Annotated in this window: 18 protein-coding genes; 5 read left to right on the plus strand and 13 right to left on the minus strand. The window is 74.7% G+C overall.

The window, feature by feature from the left end; genetic code table 11:
• Positions 1–315: 315 nt before the first annotated feature.
• Positions 316–963 carry a TetR/AcrR family transcriptional regulator gene (locus C2142_RS08105; protein ID WP_241002445.1) on the minus strand — a complete coding sequence of 216 codons (648 nt, stop codon included), beginning with the start codon at positions 961–963 and terminating at the stop codon, positions 316–318.
• Positions 964–1065: 102 nt separating this feature from the next.
• Here C2142_RS08105 and C2142_RS08110 point away from each other — a divergent pair, with 102 nt between their 5' ends.
• The 3 genes from C2142_RS08110 (at position 1066) to C2142_RS08120 (ending at position 3861) form a co-directional block, all read left to right on the plus strand.
• Positions 1066–2127, plus strand: a complete 1062-nt coding sequence (locus C2142_RS08110; protein ID WP_148641767.1) for a carboxymuconolactone decarboxylase family protein — start codon at positions 1066–1068, stop codon at positions 2125–2127.
• 240 nt (positions 2128–2367) lie between these two features.
• Entirely contained in the window at positions 2368–3384 is a 1017-nt protein-coding gene (locus C2142_RS08115) for an FHA domain-containing protein (RefSeq protein ID WP_148641768.1), read from the plus strand.
• 84 nt (positions 3385–3468) lie between these two features.
• Entirely contained in the window at positions 3469–3861 is a 393-nt protein-coding gene (locus tag C2142_RS08120; protein WP_148642270.1) for a DUF2236 domain-containing protein, read from the plus strand.
• Positions 3862–3950: 89 nt separating this feature from the next.
• Here the strand turns inward: C2142_RS08120 and C2142_RS08125 are convergent, their stop codons facing one another.
• A complete protein-coding gene (locus tag C2142_RS08125) occupies positions 3951–4610 on the minus strand; it encodes a Pr6Pr family membrane protein (RefSeq protein WP_148641769.1) in 660 nt (219 codons plus the stop codon).
• 234 nt (positions 4611–4844) lie between these two features.
• Between C2142_RS08125 and C2142_RS08130 the strand changes: the two genes are divergently transcribed.
• Complete coding sequence (locus C2142_RS08130; RefSeq protein ID WP_148641770.1) at positions 4845–5375, plus strand: SMI1/KNR4 family protein; 531 nt, start codon at positions 4845–4847, stop codon at positions 5373–5375.
• Positions 5376–5479: 104 nt separating this feature from the next.
• Here C2142_RS08130 and C2142_RS08135 read toward each other — a convergent pair whose 3' ends face one another.
• From C2142_RS08135 to C2142_RS08155, 5 genes are all read right to left on the minus strand, one after another.
• The gene (locus C2142_RS08135) at positions 5480–6412 is read right to left on the minus strand and encodes a phosphotriesterase (RefSeq protein WP_148641771.1); all 933 of its coding nucleotides are present in this window, start codon (positions 6410–6412) and stop codon (positions 5480–5482) included.
• The gene (locus tag C2142_RS08140; RefSeq protein WP_148641772.1) at positions 6409–6807 is read right to left on the minus strand and encodes a carboxymuconolactone decarboxylase family protein; all 399 of its coding nucleotides are present in this window, start codon (positions 6805–6807) and stop codon (positions 6409–6411) included. The genes C2142_RS08135 and C2142_RS08140 overlap by 4 nt, the downstream gene beginning before the upstream one ends.
• 17 nt (positions 6808–6824) lie before the next feature.
• Positions 6825–7415 (minus strand): DUF4865 family protein, encoded by a 591-nt coding sequence (locus tag C2142_RS08145; protein ID WP_148641773.1) that lies wholly within the window; start codon positions 7413–7415, stop codon positions 6825–6827.
• Between the two features lie 99 nt (positions 7416–7514).
• Complete coding sequence (locus tag C2142_RS08150) at positions 7515–8081, minus strand: TetR/AcrR family transcriptional regulator (RefSeq protein WP_148641774.1); 567 nt, start codon at positions 8079–8081, stop codon at positions 7515–7517.
• 264 nt (positions 8082–8345) lie between these two features.
• Complete coding sequence (locus C2142_RS08155) at positions 8346–9365, minus strand: LLM class flavin-dependent oxidoreductase (protein WP_148641775.1); 1020 nt, start codon at positions 9363–9365, stop codon at positions 8346–8348.
• A 474-nt stretch (positions 9366–9839) separates the two neighbouring features.
• On the opposite strand from C2142_RS08155, the gene C2142_RS08160 reads away from it, so the two are divergent.
• On the plus strand, positions 9840–10829 hold the full coding sequence (locus C2142_RS08160; RefSeq protein ID WP_148641776.1) for an aldo/keto reductase: 990 nt from the start codon (positions 9840–9842) through the stop codon (positions 10827–10829).
• A 298-nt stretch (positions 10830–11127) separates the two neighbouring features.
• On the opposite strand, the gene C2142_RS08165 is transcribed toward C2142_RS08160, so the two are convergent.
• The 6 genes from C2142_RS08165 to C2142_RS08190 form a co-directional block, all read right to left on the minus strand.
• Positions 11128–12204, minus strand: coding sequence for an LLM class flavin-dependent oxidoreductase (locus tag C2142_RS08165; protein WP_148641777.1), 1077 nt, complete (start codon positions 12202–12204; stop codon positions 11128–11130).
• A 4-nt stretch (positions 12205–12208) separates the two neighbouring features.
• Positions 12209–13114 (minus strand): ABC transporter substrate-binding protein, encoded by a 906-nt coding sequence (locus C2142_RS08170; RefSeq protein ID WP_148641778.1) that lies wholly within the window; start codon positions 13112–13114, stop codon positions 12209–12211.
• A gap of 158 nt (positions 13115–13272) precedes the next feature.
• The gene (locus C2142_RS08175; protein ID WP_148641779.1) at positions 13273–14064 is read right to left on the minus strand and encodes an ABC transporter ATP-binding protein; all 792 of its coding nucleotides are present in this window, start codon (positions 14062–14064) and stop codon (positions 13273–13275) included.
• Complete coding sequence (locus C2142_RS08180) at positions 14061–14867, minus strand: ABC transporter permease (protein WP_174315622.1); 807 nt, start codon at positions 14865–14867, stop codon at positions 14061–14063. The genes C2142_RS08175 and C2142_RS08180 overlap by 4 nt, the downstream gene beginning before the upstream one ends.
• A 125-nt stretch (positions 14868–14992) precedes the next feature.
• Positions 14993–16015, minus strand: coding sequence for an NrtA/SsuA/CpmA family ABC transporter substrate-binding protein (locus C2142_RS08185; RefSeq protein WP_241002446.1), 1023 nt, complete (start codon positions 16013–16015; stop codon positions 14993–14995).
• Positions 16016–16094: 79 nt separating this feature from the next.
• Positions 16095–17135, minus strand: coding sequence for an ABC transporter substrate-binding protein (locus tag C2142_RS08190; protein ID WP_148641780.1), 1041 nt, complete (start codon positions 17133–17135; stop codon positions 16095–16097).
• Between the last annotated feature and the right edge of the window lie 197 nt (positions 17136–17332).

The following is a 17332-nucleotide window of genomic DNA, read 5'->3' on the forward strand; positions in this document are numbered from 1 at the left end:
ACCACGGAGGCCGTCGCCGAGGCGCGATCAATAACCCTAGCGGTCCGCGGAGGTGCCCCGGACCCGCCGACCAGCGGGGATCGGCGGGCCGGGCGGGGGCCGGAGGTATGACACGGGGCATCGCGAGGTGGCACGAGGTGGCGCGGAGTCAGCTGGCTGGGGTTCAGAGGCGCGGCCTGCGCCCGGTTCGACTCCGGCCCGGTTCGGCTCCGGCCCGGGCGCTCTCCGGGCACCGACGTCGGCACCGACGTACTGCGGCGCCGACGGCGTCGGCACCCGCAGCCCCGGCCGGCGACGGTGCGCGCCGACCGGGGTTCAGCCCAGTCCGCCGTGCCGGGCGGCCGCCAGGGCCGCGGTCACGGCACGGTCGGCGGCCGCGTCGTCGACCGGCTCGGCCGTGATGAGCACCCGGAAGTAGAGCGGTGCGGCGAGGGCCTTGATGACCGCCGCCGGGTCGATGCCGGCGGGCAGTTCCCCGCGCCCGACGGCCCGGGTGACGATCGGCTCGGCCCGCCGCAGCCGGTCGTCGAAGATCCGCGACCGGACCTCGGCGATGCCCGGCGCCTGGGCGGCCTCCGACAGCATCACCGCGAGCACCGCCGCACCGGACGGCCCGCGCAGCCAGGCGGCCAGCCCGCGGGCGAGGAGCCGCAGGTCGCCCTCGACCGTGCCGGTGTCCGGGATCGGGATGTCCGCCGCGATCTGCCCGGCCAGGGCGTCGACGATCAGGGCGTCCCGGTCCTTCCAGCGCCGGTAGACCGTGGTCTTGTGGACGCCGGCCCGGCGGGCGACGGCGTCGACGGTGAGCGCGGCGTAGCGCATCTCGGCGAGTTCGGCGAGCGTCGCGGCCAGGACGGCCACCCGCACCTTCTCGCCCCGCCCGACCGTCGGCCGCCGGTCCGCTCCGGGGGCACGGCCGTCGTCAAAGGCGTGGGGCCGGGAGGGCAGGGAATCGGGACTCATTGCAACTCCTGGTTGCGTTACGACTGCCGGCGTGACACGCTCACCGTATCGCAACCAGGAGTTGCGTTACGCCCAGGCATCGCCACCAGGAGGGGAACGCGCATGTCCAGGCCCTACCGCCACACCACCCCCGTCCCGAAGAAGTCCGCCACCGGCCGGGTCGCCGCCGTGTACGCGCAGATGGAGACCGACTTCCTGCTGGACGACGGTCCCCTGATGAGCCTCTCCCCCGCCCCCGACGTGCTGGCCGGCACCTGGGCACTGCTGCGCGAGGCCGAGATCGTCGGCACCGCCGCGCGCGCCGACAAGGAGGCCGTGGCGAGCGCCGTCTCGCTGGCCAACCGCTGCCCGTTCTGCACCGAGGCGCACGCCCTGCTCGCCCACGGCGCCGGGGACCACGACCTCGCCGAGGCCGCCCGGGCCGGCCGCACCCCGGACGACCGGCGGCACGCCGCACTCCTCGCCTGGGCGGCCGCCACCCGCTCCCCCGGCAGCCCGGACCTGGCCCGGCCGCCGTTCCCCGCCGACCACACACCCGAGTTCGTCGGGACGGCGCTGGCCACCCACTTCATCAACCGGATGGTGACCTCGCTGCTCGACGAAGAGGCGCTGCTGCCGAGCGCACTGCGCCGCTCGCAGTACGTCCGGCGGGCCGCCGCCCTGGCCATCGGGCGCGTCGCCCGGAGCAGCCCCGAGCCCGGGGCCGGCCTGACCGTGCTCGCCGGGCCCGTCCCCGCCGGCCCCGCACCCGCCTGGGCCGGGGAGGGCCCGGTCGGCCCCGCCTACCTGGCCCTCAGGGCCGCCGCCTCGACCGGCGGCGAACTGCTCGGCGAGGCCGGGCGGGCCGCCGTACTCGACACGGTGGCCGCCTGGGACGGCGGCCACCCGCCGCTCGGCGGCGACCCGGCCGGGCGGGAGGTCTGCGTCGACCTCCCGCCTGCCGAACGGCCGGCCGTCCGGCTCGCACTGCTGGCCGCGCTGGCGCCGTACCGGATCACGGAGGCGGACGTGGCGGCGTGGCGCGCCGCGGCCGGGGGCGGGGGCGGGAGTGAGGAGCGCGGAGACGGCGAGCTGACCAGGGTGCTGGCGTTCGGGGCGATCACGGCCACCACGCGGGTGGAGTCCTGGATCGTCGCCGGGGCGCGCGCGGACTCCCCCGCGTAGCCGGCAGCACGGCGCCCGCGCCGGTCGGCCGGGGCCTCCCGAGCGGGCCGGCCGCCGGGCGCGGGAGCGGGAGCGGTCCGGCGGCCACCCTTCGTGGATCGCGGCCCGTCGGGGCTGTTCCGCGGAGGCGGAAGTGGACTTTACTGGTAGGGAAGGCACCCGAGCCGGCGGGCAGGCGGGTCATCGTCACCGCCGGTGGTTCAACGGTTCCGCCGTTCCCACCCGGCAGGAGGTCATGCCATGAGCCCGCCTTCGCAGCAGCAGGCCTTACCGCGCCTCGTCGTCGACAACCCGGGCCGGCTCCGGGGGCAGGTCTTCGTCCTCGCCGACCAGCCGATGCTGGTCGGCCGGGACTCCGCATGCCAGATCCATGTCGGCGAGCCCGGCGTCAGCCGGCGCCACGCCGTGGTGTGGCGGTCCGGCGGTCACACCACCGTCGAGGACCTCGCCTCCACCAACGGCACCCGGCTGAACGGCCACCCGGTCCTCGGGCAGCAGGAGGTGCACACCGGGGACGTCCTGGACTTCGGCCCGTTCGAGGTCCACTACGAGGAGCCGCGCGACAGCGGCGCCACCGTCCCCGGGGTGGGCGCGACGGGGCCGACGGCCAGCTTCCGGACCGTAGCGCCACCCCCGCCGGGGACGCCGCCCCCGCCCTGGGAGCCATCGCGGCCTCCGCCGCAACAGTCGGCGCAGCAGTCGGCACAACGGGCCGCAGCGGCCCAGCAGGCAGCTCAGCAGGCTGCGGCTCAGCGGGCAGCGGCGGGACAGCGGGCGGCTCAGCCGCCGCCGAGGGAGCAGCCACCGCCCGGGGGCGGGCCCCGCTTCGACGTGGGGCGGCAGGAGGCCGAAAACCTCAACAACGTCGCCAGGGACCAGTACAACTACGTGATGCAGGAGCGGCGGGACGGCTTCTTCCGCGAGATCGCCGCCACCCGCACCCGGGCACGGCACCTGATCCTCACCGGGTTCCTGGCCTTCGTGGTCGGCGGCGGGGTCTACGGCTGGGCGTTGGTGAGCTTCATCGTCCGGACCAACAACGCCGCGCAGTCCGGGAACCCCGACTTCACCGTGCCCGACCTGCTCGGGCCGAAGGTGGGCGGCGTGCCCGTCGGGGCCATCGGCTTCGCCGTGGCCGCGATCGGCGTCGTCCTGCTGGTCGTCGGCATCGTCCTGCACATCGTGACCACCTCGCGGCGGCGCCGCTTCGAGGAGGACGAGTCGCGCCGCCTCAGCATGCCGCCACCACCGCGCTGAGTGCACCGCGGCACCGGCTACGGCACCGACCGCGGCACCGGCCGGTTGGGGCCGCCGCATCGAGTCTCACCACGGGAGGCCGTCGTGGTCTTCAACATCGGCAACCAACAGGGCGGCGTGATCAACAACGTCGCCGGCGACCAGACCGTCCACGGCGGCCAGTCGGGCCACCTCACGGCGGACGGGCAGGACGTACGCGACCTGGTCGGCGAACTCCGGACGGCCGTCGAGCAGACGCAGCTGCCGCCGGCGGTGGCGCCCGAGGTCCGGGCCGAGCTCGACTCGCTGGACGCGGAGGTCGCCCGGCCGGAGCCGGACCGCGAGGCGGTGGCGGGCCGCCTGACCCGGATCACCCGGCTGCTCACGTCGGCGGGCGCCCTCGTCGCCGCCGGCACCGGACTGCTCGGACCGCTCTCCGCACTGGCGGGCTGGCTGGGCACCCTGGGACAACCGATCCTGCACGCCCTCGGGGGCTGAGGCCGGGCGTGGAGCGGGCCAGGCCGGCCGGGCATGGGGGGTCAGGCCGGCCCGACGTGGAGCGGGCCAGGCCGGCCGGGCATGGGGGGTCAGGCCGGCCGGGCGTGGGCGCGGCGGCCGGTCGGCGCCGCGCCGCTGCGGGCGGCCCGGCGGTCGCCGAGGGCGTTGCCGGCCCGGAGCAGCGCCGCCCCGACCAGGACGAAGGCCCCCGTCATCAGGAAACTGGCGCCCGCCACCCGGCAGTAGCCGTTCGGGAGGGCGGGGTCGAGGAACGGGTACGGGTACCAGTCGACGAGGTAGCCGCGGACCATCGTGTAGGCGAGGTACAGGAGCGGGAAGGCCATCCAGCCGGCCGCCTGGAGCGGACGGATGCGGCGCTCCGGCGGGTCCGCCAGCCAGTCGGCGAGCACCACGGCCGGCATGAGCTGCTGCAGTACGCGACCGACCCAGGGGATCATGACGGCCTCGGGGTAGCTCGCCAGCCCCAGCCCGTAGAAGATCCCGGTGATGGTCATGCAGAGCACCACCCCGCCCCGCACCACGCCGGGCACGGGACGCCGGCTCGTCAGCCCCGCCCAGCCGCCGCGCAGCAGGACGACCACCGCGGCCATGTTGCTGAGGTTGGTGAAGTAGTGGAAGTAGTCCACCACCCCGACGACGCCGGTCGCGGCGTGGTAGCCGGCGAAGCCGAGCGCGACCGAGGAGAGGACGGCGAAGGCGATCCTGGTGGGGGCGAGCCATCGGTGCATCGTCGGATCCGCCTCTCCGCCGGGGCGTCGTGGTGCTGCCGGGTGCCGGGGTCTCGTACCAGCGGGTCGCCCCGGTAGCACGTCCTCAGATTCAAACCCCGGCGCGGGCATCCGGCCACCGGGCCGTCGGTGGCGGCGGTGTCGGTGTCGGCGTCGGCGTCGGCGTCCGTGGCGGTGACGGTGGCGGGTGGCGGTGGCGGCGTCCGTGTCGGTGGCGGGCAGTAGCGTGCGGGCATGATCGAGACGACCGGTGACGACCGCACCTTCCCGCCCGCCCTGGCCGAGGTGGCCCGGGTGGAGTTCGAGTACGGCGACGACGGCGAGGGCGTCGACTTCGAGCCGTACGACACCTTCGACTCCGCCGAGGAGACGACTCACTGGATCCGGTGCTGGACCGGCAACCAGGAGCTCGACGGCGACGCCTACCGGGTGTTCGGGCAGGACGGCACGGGCGGTCTGGCCGCCCTCTGGCTGGTGCGGCCGGGGCGCCCGCTCGCGGAGCAGCCGGTGGTGTTCCTGGGTTCGGAGGGCGAGAGCGGCGTGGCCGCCGGGAGCCTCTCCGACTTCCTCTGGGTGCTGGCCGACGGCCTCGGCCCGCTGGAGGCCGCCGTCGAGGGCGAGCGGGACGCCCGCCCGGACGCCGCCCTGGCCGAGCTCGCCGCGCGCCACGCGACCACGCCGCGCCGGCCCGCCCGCGAGATCATCGCGGAGGCGCAGGCCGAGTTCGCCACCTTCTCGGAGGACCTCGACGCCCTCTGCCGCTGACCGGCCCGGCGGGTCCGGCGGCTCAGGCGGGGCTCAGGTGGCTCAGGCGGGTCGGACCGGCCGGACCCGCTGAACCTGCTGGACCGGACCGGGCGCCCGGACGGTCAGGACGTCCAGGTCACGGCCAGTGCCCTCGCCGGGTTGGCCGTCAGGAGGAGCCGGGGCAGCTCGGGGCCGAACTCGCGGGCGAGGCGCGGGGCGACGGCGTTCAGGAGGTGCGTCGGGCCGGGGGCGTGCCGGGCGCTGCGGGTGGTGGTGTCGCCGCCGAGGAGGAGCTGCGGCGCGTGGCCCGCCTCCACCAGCGCGGCGATGGTGTCGAACAGGTGGTGGTCGGTGGCGTGGTGGGCGCGGGAGGGGCCATCCAGGGCGAGGTACGCGCCGGACGCGGCGAGGTGCCGGTGCAGCCGCAGGTCGGGGAGGCGGTTGAGGTGGCCGAGGATCACCCGCTGCGGCGGCACGCCGAACCGGCCGCAGAGCAGGTCCAGGACGTCGGAGGCCGCGGTGCCGAGTTCGTGGTGGACGGCGATCGGGGCGCCGGTGGCGTGGTGGGCCTCGGCCGCGGCCTCCATCACGCGGCGGGTGTGGTCGCCGAGGCCGTGGTAGTCGCCGGCCACCTTGATGAGTCCGGCCCGGACGCCGGCGGGTGCGCCGCGCAGCCCGGTGGTCAGCTCGGCGGTGAACAGCCCGGCGAGCCCCTCGTACAGCGCGTCGAGGACGGCCGGTTCGTAGTGGACGGCCTGGTGCAGACCGGTGGCCGCGACCAGGTGGACGCCGGTCGCGCGGGAGAGGCCGGCGAGGGCGTCCCCGCCGCGCCCCATGCCGTGCGGGGTCCACTGGACGAACGCCCGGCCCCCGGCCGCCGCGAAGGCGCGCAGGACCTGCTCGGCCGCGGCCGGGTCGTCCAGCTCCTCGCCGGGGAGGCGGGGGCTCCGCAGGAAGAGGTGGTCGTGGGCGTCACAGACGCCGAGTTCGGCGGGGTCGAGGTCGCCGAGGACGGTGCGGACCGCCGCGGCGCCCGGAGTGGCGGCGGCGGTCACGAGGACTCCGCGAAGGTCGTGGCGGCGACCCGCAGGCCGGCCAGCGCCTTGGGCACGCCGACATAGGGCGCCAGGTGGACCATCACCTCGGTGATCTCCTCCCGGGTGACACCGATCCGCAGGCTGTTGCGGACGTGGTCGGCGAGCTGCGGTTCGACGCCGCCGAGGGCCGTGAGGGCGGCCAGGTTGGCGATCTGGCGGTCGCGCAGGGCGAGGCCCGGCCGCTGGTAGGTGCCGCCGAAGAGGCTGGTGACGATCCAGTCGGGGAAGCCGGGCGCGAGTTCGTCCAGGCCCTTCAGGGTGGCGGCCTGCGTCTGCGGGCCGGCGAGTTCGTCCAGCAGGGCGTAGCCGGCGGCACGGTCCAGCGGGGCGGGGGTCAGCGCGGTGGAGTCCATGGGGAGGAGCGGTCCTTTCACCAGTGACGGCCGGCGGGCAGCCGGTCGAGTTCGGGGTCGGCCAGGTGCAGCACCTCGTAGCGGGTGCCGGCCGGCTCGACGTCGGATTCGACCCGGGGCCCGGGGCCGGACCAGAGGACGATGCGCAGCAGCTCCCAGCGGCCGGGGTCGACGGCGACGGCCGCCGTGTGCAGGTCGGGGTGGTCGGGCAGTGCGGCGAGGGCTGCTTCGACGGCCTCGGCCGGGTCGGTGCTCTCCGGGATGCGTTCGAGGTGGCGGACGGCGGTGACCGGGGTGCCCCGGGCGGGGCCGCGGCGCAGTCCGGTGCCGAGCCAGTGCCGGACGGCGGGGCGGCCGAAGTCCGCGCTCAGACCGCGGAACCCCGGGCCCCAGAGGAAGCTGTTCATGCCCTCCGGGGTACTCCAGAGGTAGAACGGGGCGTACTCGTTGACGGGCGACCCGGCCCGGCCGCGCTCGCGGACCAGGAAGGCCTTGAGGCCGAGGCCGGGGAAGTCGTCGAGCAGGTGCCCCTTGTCGGCGACCCGCCTGCGGATGATCCCCATGTCGTAGTCGGCGGGGAGGCTGATCTCGTACTGCATGGCGTGCACGGGTGGCCCTCCTGGATCATGGCAGCCCGCTCCGGGCCGGCTGCTCCGGCCGACGTGTCAGGCTGCGTGGTGGACGTCTCGGGCTGCGCGGTGGGCGCCTCAAGCCGCGCGGTGGGCGGCGAGCAGGCCGAGGGCGCCGCGGACGGCCTGCTCGAACGGCTCGGCCGTGCCGGCGGCGCGGGCGAGCACGTAGCCGCCCTGGACGACGGCGACGATGGCGGCGGCGGTGTCGGCCGGGTCGGCGGCGGAGGTGAGTTCACCGGTGGCCCGGCCCTCCGCGACGACCTCGGCGAGGCGGCCGCGCAGCCAGTCGAAGATCTCCTCGACGGGCGCGCGCAGCTGCGGGTCGGCGATGACGTCCGGGTCCTGGGCCATCCGCCCCATCCGGCAGCCGCGCAGCACCTCGCGTTCGCGGTGCAGGTAGGCGGCGATCCGGTCGTAGGCGGTGCCGGGGCCGGCCAGGTCGGCCTCGGCGATGGCGCGCAGCTGCCCGGCACTGCGGCGCAGGGCGGCCGCGGCGAGGTCGGGCTTGCCGGTGAAGTGGTGGTACATGCTGCCCTGGCCGACGCCGGCGCGCTGCTGGATGGCCTTGGGGCTGGTGCCGACGTAGCCGCGTTCCCAGAGGAGTTCCTGGGTGCTCTCGATGAGGCGGTCCTGGGTTGCCATGCGGATCACTGTACATACCTGTAGGTACAGATGTACATACCAGTAGGTACAATGTCTTCAGGGCCCGCCGGACGCAGAAGGGCCGTGGGCCGCCCCCCGGCGGTCCACGGCCCTGCGTGATCACCGTCCCCCGGAACGGAGCACGGCATTCACTGCAGGACGGTGGCACGCGTCACCTCGGGGAACCGCCCGGGCGGCGGGGCGGGCCGAAGTCCGGGCGCGGGGCTGCACATCCGGACGTCGGCCCGTCAGGGGGCCCGGCCGTCAGGGCAGTTCGCGGCGGATCACCGGGGCGACCTCGCTCGCGAACAGCTCCAGCTGCTCGTGCTGCACCTCCTCGGTGAGCGAGTCCACCCCGATGCCGACCACCTCGTTGCCGAAGGCCTCGTGGTAGCGGTGGATCTTCTCGATCACCTGCTGCGGACTGCCGACCAGCGCCGACCCCCGTTCCAGCGCGTCCTCCAGCGAGGCGAACGGCGAGTTGTTGTGCCTGCCCGCCGCGGAGTCGAACAGCGCGTCCCAGTACGGGCGGAAGCCCTCGACGGCGTCCTGCGAACGCCTGGCGATGAACAGGCCACCGAAGCCGGTGCCGACCCTGGCATCCTTCGGGTCGTGGCCGTAGTGCTCCCAGCGCTCGCGGTAGTGGTCGACCAGCGCCTTGTACTTCGCCAGCGGGTGAAAGGAGTTGGCTGAGAACAGCGGGTCGCCGTAGCGGGCCGCGAGGTCGGTGGACTGCTCACTGGTGGCGCTGCCGTGCCAGACCGGGATCGGGTCCTGCAACGGGCGCGGCGAGGTGGTGACCTCCTTGAGCGGCGGCCGGGTGCTCCCCTCCCAGCTCACCTTCTCCTCCCGCCAGAGCCGGTGCAGCAGGCCGTAGTTCTCGGCCAGCACGTCCCACTGCCGCTCCTCCGGCAGGCCGAACAGGTCGAAGTGGCGCGGGTCGTTGCCCTTGCCGATGATCAGTTCGAGGCGGCCGCCGGAGAGTTGGTCCAGTACCGCGTAGTCCTCGGCGACCCGGACCGGATCGAGGATGCTGAGCACGGTGACGGTGGTGAAGAGCCGGATGGTGGACGTCCGGGCGGCGATGGCGCTGAGCAGCACGGGCGGCGCCGGGGAGAGAAACGGCTCACCGTGCCGCTCCCCCACCCCGTAGCCGTCGAAGCCGAGCCGTTCAGCGGTGACGGCCTGGTCGATGACGTTGTGCAGCTTCTCGTACGGGGTGCGCTGCACGCCAGTGACGGGGTCGGGTCCATTGGCGACGAGGGACGAGACGGTGAACCGCATGCGGTCTCCTTGTGGGGCGTTCGTTGGCCGGAGGGGCCGTTTCGTTGGCCGTGGGGCGTTCGTTGGCCCTGGGGCGTTCGTTGGCCGCAGGGGCCGTTTCGATGGCCTGCGAGGCGGTCGGCGGCCGGGGGACGTCCGACGGCCTGCGGGGGCGTTCGGAGGGTCGGCCCCGCAGGCGTGCAGCGGGGCCGGGCGACGGCGGTGACCCGGCGAAGCGCCCGGGACACGGCTGCGCTCGCACGGGGGCAGCACCGGGGCGGGATGACGCGGAGTCGGCTCTCGGGCGGTGTCAGCGCGAGGCGGGGCGCGGGCTGCGGGGGCTGCCGGAACGACAACAGCGCAGGGACGCGGCGGACTCGGACATCACCGCTCCCCCCTTCGCCTCGCACACACACGATCCACCGCGAGCTTATGCACCGGCCACGAGCGGGGCAAGGGCTTGATACAGGCCGCCGGACTGGCAGGATGTCCGGCATGACCTACCTCGCCGCGGATGACCGCTATGCCTCGATGACCTACCGCCGGGCCGGCCGCAGTGGCGTTCAACTGCCCGCCGTCTCGCTGGGCCTGTGGCACAACTTCGGTGACACCCAGCCACTGGACGTGCAGCGGGCGGTCCTGCGCCGCGCCTTCGACCGGGGCATCACCCACTTCGACCTGGCGAACAACTACGGCCCGCCGTACGGCAGCGCCGAGCGCAACTTCGGCTACCTGTTCGCGCAGGACTTCCGCCCGTACCGGGACGAGCTGTTCATCGCCAGCAAGGCCGGCTACGACATGTGGCCGGGCCCGTACGGCGACGGCGGCAGCCGCAAGTACCTGCTGGCCAGCCTCGACCAGTCGCTGGGCCGGATGGGCCTGGACTACGTGGACGTCTTCTACTCGCACCGCTACGACCCGGACACTCCCCTGGAGGAGACGATGGGCGCGCTGGACTCGGCGGTCCGCTCGGGCCGCGCCCTGTACGCCGGCATCTCCAACTACCCGGCGGAGCAGCACCGCGAGGCGGTCGCGATCCTGCGCGAGCTGGGCACGCCGGTCCTGATGAACCAGTGCGCGTACTCCATCCTCAACCGGTACGTGGAGGACGGCGTACTGGATGCGGTCGGCGAGACGCAGACCAGCCTGATCGCCTACTCCCCGCTCGCCCAGGGGCTGTTGACCGACCGCTACCTCTCCGGCGAGGTGCCGGCGGGGTCGCGGATGTCGGTCGGGCACTTCCTCAAGGAGGAGGCGCTGACCGGGGCGAAGCTGGAGCAGCTGCGGGCCCTGAGCAAGGTCGCCGAGCGGCGCGGGCAGACCCTCGCGCAGCTGGCGCTGTCCTGGGTGCTGCGGGACGAGCGGGTGGTGTCGGTGATCATCGGCGCCAGCAGTGTCACCCAGCTGGACCAGAACATCGACGCGCTGAACGGCGGCCCGCTGACCGCCGAGGAGATCGCGGAGATCGACGCGCTGAGCCGGTGAGGCCGTGAGGCGCTGAGGCACTGAGGCGTGCCGTCGGCGGCGAGGCGCCGGGACGGCGTGCGGTGCACGGCGTGCGGTCCGCGGTGTGCGGCCTGCGATGCGGCCCGGGTGGTTCCGGGCCGCATCGCCGCCGTGACCTGCGGGGGCTTCGGGGCGTTGCACCGTCCACACACGTCCTTCGAGACCCCGGGAGTCCCCGTGCGGACGATCCTCCTGCGCGCCCTGGCCCGCTTCGCCCGTCAGCTGGCGCTGACCTCGCCGGTGCCGTTCCCGATGCTGCCGGGCACGCCCCCGCGCGCTACCGGCGATTGACGCCCAGTGCGGGCAGCACCGTCTCCGCCACCCGGTGGGCCTCCTCAAGCAGCGGGTTGCCGGAGAGGATGAAGGTGTCCACCCCGAGCGACTCGAACTCCTGGAGGCGCTCGACCACCTGGGCGGTGGAACCGACCACCGCGGTGCCCGGTCCGGGCCGGAACAGGCTCATGCCGGGCCAGAGGTTCGGGTGGCTCTCCAACTCCCGGGCCCGCGCCGGGACCCTGCCGCCGTGCTGGCGGAACTGGCGCTGCCAGCCGACCCCGTCCTCCCCCTTGGCGCCGCCCAGCTGGCGGGCGTACGTCGCCTCGCTGGTGACGTCGAGCAGGCGGTCGGCGGCGGCCCAGGCCTCGTCCTCGGTGTCGCGGACGATCAGGTGCAGCCGCAGCCCGATCCGCAGGCTGCGCCCGTACGCGGCGGCGCGCTCGCGGACCAGGTCCAGTTTCTCCTTGAGCAGGTGCGGCGGTTCGCCCCAGGTGAGGTAGACGTCCACGTGCTCGGCGGCCATCTCGATGCCGGCCGCCGAACTGCCCCCGAACCAGAGCGGGATGCCGCCCGGCTGCACCGGGGCGAGCTCGCGCAGGCTCGCCCCGGCGTTCTTCAGGTCGTAGAACTCGCCCTTGTGGTCGAAGACTTCACCGGCGGTGAGCCGCTTCACGATGGACCAGTACTCACCACTGAGCCGGTAGCGGTCGTCGTGCTCGACGCCCAAGCCGTACTCGCGTAGCTGCGCGGTCGAGCCGTTGACCACGTTGAAGCGCAGCCGGCCGCCGTGCAGGTGGTCGAAACTGAGCGCCATCTTGGCCAGCAGGGTGGGCGAGATCAGCCCGGGGTGGACGGCCAGCAGCGGCTTGAACGCCGGGGTGGTCGCGGCCGCGAGGGCGTTGCCGAGATCCCAGACGTCGTAGAGGTCGGTCGCCAGCAGTGCGCCACTGTAGCCCAACCGCTCGACACTGCCGGCGAGTTGCTGGAGGTAGCGGAGGTCGACCGGGCGGCGGCCGGCCGGCTCCCACGGGTAGTGGCCCTCACGCGGGATGATGTACCAGAGGACTTCGGAGGCCATCGGTTCAGACCGCCTTGGCGATCGCGGCGGCCACCGGGGCCTCCAGGGCGGGCAGATGGGCGTCGGCGACGGTCACCGGACGGTCGATGAACCCGACGCCGTGGAAGATGTCCGCGGCCTCCTGCTGCTCGGCGACGAACCCGGCGGTGGCGGGCTCCAGTTGCCAGGGCAGCGCGGCCAGCGCGGTCCGCCAGTCCTCGGCCGTGCCACCCAGGTCCGCGGCGGCGATCGCGGCCGCCTCTGCCAGGTTGGCAGCCACCCAGGCGTCCGCCCGGCGCAGCGCGGCGCCGATCGCGGCGATCACCTCGGGGCGGTCGGCGGCGAAGTCCCGGCGGGTGAAGAACACCGAGCGGTCGGTGATCACGTCACCCGTGCGGACCAGCTCGCGAAAGCCGCCGTCCCGGCGGGCGGCGGCCAGTTCGGCGCCCTGGGCGATCCAGCCGGTGATCTCGCCGTCGCGCAGCCGCTGCGCCTGGTCCTCACCGGCGGCCGGCCGGACGGGGGTGATGTCGGTCGCGTAGGAGAGCCCTTCGGTGTGCAGGGCCTTGGCGAGCAGGTGGGTCTGCCAGGAGCCGACCCCGAGCACGACGGTGCCGCCCTTGAGGTCGGCGACGGACCGCACCGGGCCGTCGGCGCGGACCAGCAGCGCGCCGTGGTCCGGGCGGGGCGCGGAGACCGCCGCGTACACCAGGTCGTGGCCGGCGGCCTGGGCGGTGACCGGCGGGGTGGAGCCGGTGCCGCCGAAGTCGATGGTGCCGTCGGCGAGCAGGGCCCCCGTGCGGGTGCCGTCGGCGTAGTGGTGGAAGGCGCCGGTCTCGCCGAGCGGGGCCAGTTCCTCGTTCAGGTAGTCCAGCCGGGAGAGGTAGTAGAGCGAGGGGTTGCCGGCGTGGACGCCGAGGGTGATGGCCATGGTGAACTCCAGTGCGAGTGAGGGGGTTTGGCGGCTGCTTCGTCGGGCGGCCGGTGGTCGGGCATCGGGCAGGTCGGGCGTCGGGCGGGGCCGGGTGTCGGGGCGGGGCCGGGTGTCGGGGCGGGGCCGGGTGTCGGGGCGGGGTCCGGCAGCCGCGGTCAGTGGACTCCGAGGTCGGCGAGCAGGCGTCGACGCAGGTCGGCGAAGGCGGGGTCGGCAGGGTCGCGCGGGTGCCCGACCGTGACACGCTCGTCGCGGACGAGCCGGCCCTCCCGCAGAACGGCGACGCGGTCGGCGAGCCGGACGGCCTCCTCCACGTCGTGGGTGACCAGCAGGACGGCCGGGCGGTGGCGGCGGACGAGATCGCCGACCAGGTCCTGCATGCGCAGCCGGGTCAGCGCGTCCAGGGCGGCGAACGGCTCGTCCAGCAACAGCAGTTGCGGCTCTCGGACGAGGGCCCGGGCGAGCGCGACGCGCTGCGCCTCGCCACCGGAGAGGGTGGCGGGCCAGGAGCCGGCGTGCTTCTCCAGGCCGACCTCGGCGAGCGCCCGCAGCCCGGTCTCCCGGGTGGCCGCGCCGCGCGGCAGGCCGACGGTGACGTTGGCGAGCACCCGCTTCGAGGGAACCAGCCGGGGCTCCTGGAAGACCACGGTGCGCACCGGCGGGACGAGGACGGTGCCGGCGTCGGCCTTGTCCAGGGCGCCGAGGATGCGCAGCAGGGTGGTCTTGCCGGTGCCGCTCGCGCCGAGCAGGGCGACGAACTCGCCGCGGGCGATGGAGAGGTCGACGCCGCCCAGGACGGCCCGGGCGCCGAAGACCCTGCGCAGCCCGCGCAGGTGGACGGCGGGGCCCCCGGTGGCGGTCGGGCCGGCGGCCGCGGGAAGCGCGGTCGGGCCGGCGGCCGCGGGCGTCGCGGGAAGCGCGGTCGGGGTGGCGGTCGGGGTGGTCATCGGCCTGCTCCTTGGGTGGCCTTGCGCCAGGGCATCAGAAAGCGTTCCAGGACACGGACGACGCCGTCGGCGCTGAGGCCGAGCAGCCCGTAGATCAGGATGCAGACGGCGAGGACGTCGGTGCGCGAGTAGTTCTGCGCCTGGGCCATCAGGTAGCCGATGCCCTCGGTGGAGTTGATCTCCTCGGCGGCGATCAGGGCGATCACGCTGAGCGTCATCGAGAGCCGCAGGCCGGAGAGGAGCGAGGGCAGCGCCCCGGGCAGCACCACGGTGCGCACGACGGCCCAGCGGCCGAGTCCGAAGCTGCGCATCGCCTCGACCAGCTTGCGGTCGGTGTTGCGGACCCCGCCGGAGGCCGAGACGTACATCGGGAAGCTGGTCGCGACGCCGATCAGGGCGATCTTCGCCGTCTCGGTGATGCCGAACCAGACCATGAACAGCGGCACCAGCGCGAGGAACGGCACCGTCCGCAGCACCTGGACCGCCGAGTCGAGCAGCTCCTCGCCCAGCCGGAAGAACCCGGTGACCACGCCGAGGACGAGCCCGGTGGCGGCGCCGAGGAGCAGGCCGAGGCCGGCCCGGGTGAGCGAGACGGTCAGCGCGTCGGCGAGCTGGCCGTTGCCCCAGAGCTCGCCGACCGCCTCGGCGACCTGGGCGGGCGAGGCGAGCACGTCCTGGGTCAGCGCGCCGGTGGCGGAGGCCAGCGCCCAGCCACCGAGCAGGGCGAGCGGGCCGATGGTGCGCAGGGTGACGGCGAGGGCCCGCGGGCGGGGCGCGGGCAGCCTGGTCCGCGGGGCGACCAGGCCGGCTTCGAGCGCGGCCGCGGTGCCGTCGTCCTCGGCCGCACCCGCGGTCGCAGCCGTGGCGTCCGTGGGAGCCTCGGTGTCCGTGGGAGCCGCGGTGGCCACGGCCTGCGTCGTGGCGGCGCTCACCTGGCACCGTCCGAGAGCGCGCTGATGTCGATCAGGTACGGCTTGACGTCGACCAGCTGCTTGGTGACCTTCTGGTCGGCGAAGAACCGGGCGACGGTGCTGAAGCGGGTGGTGTCGGCCTCGGAGATCACGTCCGCGGCGGCGCCCTGCCTGCCGACGTTGACCGCGACCTCCTTCTCGGCCGCGGTGACGGCGGTCGGGCCGGAGTCGGTGAACACGTTGAGGTAGGCGGCCGGGTCGGCCTTCTCCTTGAGGCCGTTGTCGTGCAGGTAGGTGTAGAAGGCCCTGACCACCGCCGGGTGCTTGTCGGCGAAGCCGTTGCGCACCGCCCAGACCGCGTAGTTGTCGGAGCCGACCTCCTTGCCGGTGGCCAGGAAATGCGCTCCGGAGTTGGCGATCGCCGGGGTGGAGAAGGTGTTCCAGGTCGCCCAGGCGTCCACCTGGCCCGAGTTGAAGACGCCCGAGGTCTGGTCGGCGCGCAGGTAGACGCGCTCGACCTTGTCGGCCGGCACGTTGTTCTTCTCCAGGGCCTTGAGCAGCAGGTACTCGCTGGTGCCGCCCTGGGAGACGGCGACCTTCCGGCCGACCAGGTCCTGGACGGACTTGATGGGCGAGTGGTTCTTCACCAGGATCCCCTCACCCACCCCGTCCGGGGCGGTCTGGGCGAACAGCTTGAACCCGGGCTTCTGGGCGAGTGCGGCGACGGCCGAGGTGATCGAGCCCTGGGCGACGTCCAGTTGGTCGGCGGAGAGGGCCTGGGCCGCGGGGGCGAACGGGCCGGCGCTGCCGGTCCAGGCGACCTTGGCGTGGACGGCGGCCAGGGCCCTGTCCAGCGAGCCGTCCTTCTTGCCGAGCGCGAGGAAGCCGTTGTTGCCCGGGTCGGGCAGGCGCAGCACGACGTCGGCCCCGGCGCCGCCGTCGGCGGAGGCCTTGGCCCCGTCGGCGGACGAGCCGCAGGCGGCCAGGGTGGTGGTGGCGAGCAGCGCGGCGGCCGCGAGGGCGGGACGGGGGGTCTTCACTGGTGACTCCAGGTGGGGTCGGCAGGTGGTCGGAGGGGGGCCGCGCGGATGGTCGGAGGGGGCCGCGCAGGTGGCGCCGTCAGCCGCGCGCGGCGGCCCGGCGGCGTTCGAGCAGCTCGCGGGCGACGCGCAGCGGCTCGGGGTCGGTCCAGGCGCGGACGTCGACGGGCGCGTCGAGGAAGCCGTGGCGGTGCAGGAAGCGCTCCTGCTGCGCCAGCAGGTCGAGGCGCTCCCCGGAGAGGTCGAGGTGCAGGGTGCGGTGGCTGCCGGCCGCGTAGGCCCCGGTGACGCCCTCGGCGCCGGCGCCGGTCTCGGCCTGGAGGATGCGGCCCACCTCGGCGGGGTGGTCCGCGGCCCAGTCGGCGGCCTCCAGCAGGACGGTGAGGAAGCGGGCGACCAGCTCGGGGTGGTCGTCCAGCAGCCGCTGGTGGACGGTGATCGGGCGGGGTGTGCCGTTGTTGACCCGGGTACGGCGCTCGGGCACGGTGTCCAGCTCGACGGCGACCTCGGCACCGATCCGGCGGGCCGCCTCGACCGCCAGCGCGCCCTTGACGTAGACGGCGTCCACGGTGCCGTCGCGCAGCGCGGCCAGCTCCGCCGCCCACTGCCCGCCCCCGGGGAGGGCCGGGACGTCCACCAACTCGGCGTCCTCCAGGGTGAGTCCGGCGAGCGAGAGCGCACCGTGCAGGCCGGCCAGGGCCATCGCCCGCCAGAAGTCGATGCCGATCCCATGACGTGGGACAGCCAGCCGCAGGCCGCGCAGTTGTCCGGGCCCGATGATCCCGCTGCCGGACCGGACCAGGACGACCTGGCGCTCCTCGATCCAGGTGAGGCCGATCAGCCGGGTCCGCTCGCCGCGCGAACGGGCCCAGAGCGCGGGGACGTTGCCGCCCTCACGGAACAGGCCGGTGAGCGCGTGGGTGTAGTGGTGGTCGGCGGCGGCCTCCGGCGGAGCCTCCTGGAGCGAGCGGACGGTGATGCCGTCCGGCGCGAACTCCCGGGCGAGCCAACCCTGGTCGGCGGCGATGCCGGTGGCGGTGGGGACGGGGCAGCGGGTGAACCAGAGGGTGTCCGGGGCTTGGGACGTCGCCTGGACGGCGGTGCGGGCGTGGCTGGGCACGGTGGCGGGATTCCTCTACGGGTGGGTGTGCACGGGCGCGGCGGGGCGGGGCGCGGCACGGACGTGGGACGTCGGGGCATCGGGGCATCGGGGGCGGCGAGGCGCTCGACGGTGCGGGAGGGGCGTCAGCGACAACAGGCGCAGGGGGCGGGGCACCGGCGGGTCGTCACGGCGCTGCTCCTTCCTGCGGCTCGGGA

The organism is Streptomyces sp. CB01881 (genome assembly GCF_002953255.1).
In the GTDB taxonomy this organism is placed as follows: Bacteria; Actinomycetota; Actinomycetes; order Streptomycetales; family Streptomycetaceae; genus Kitasatospora.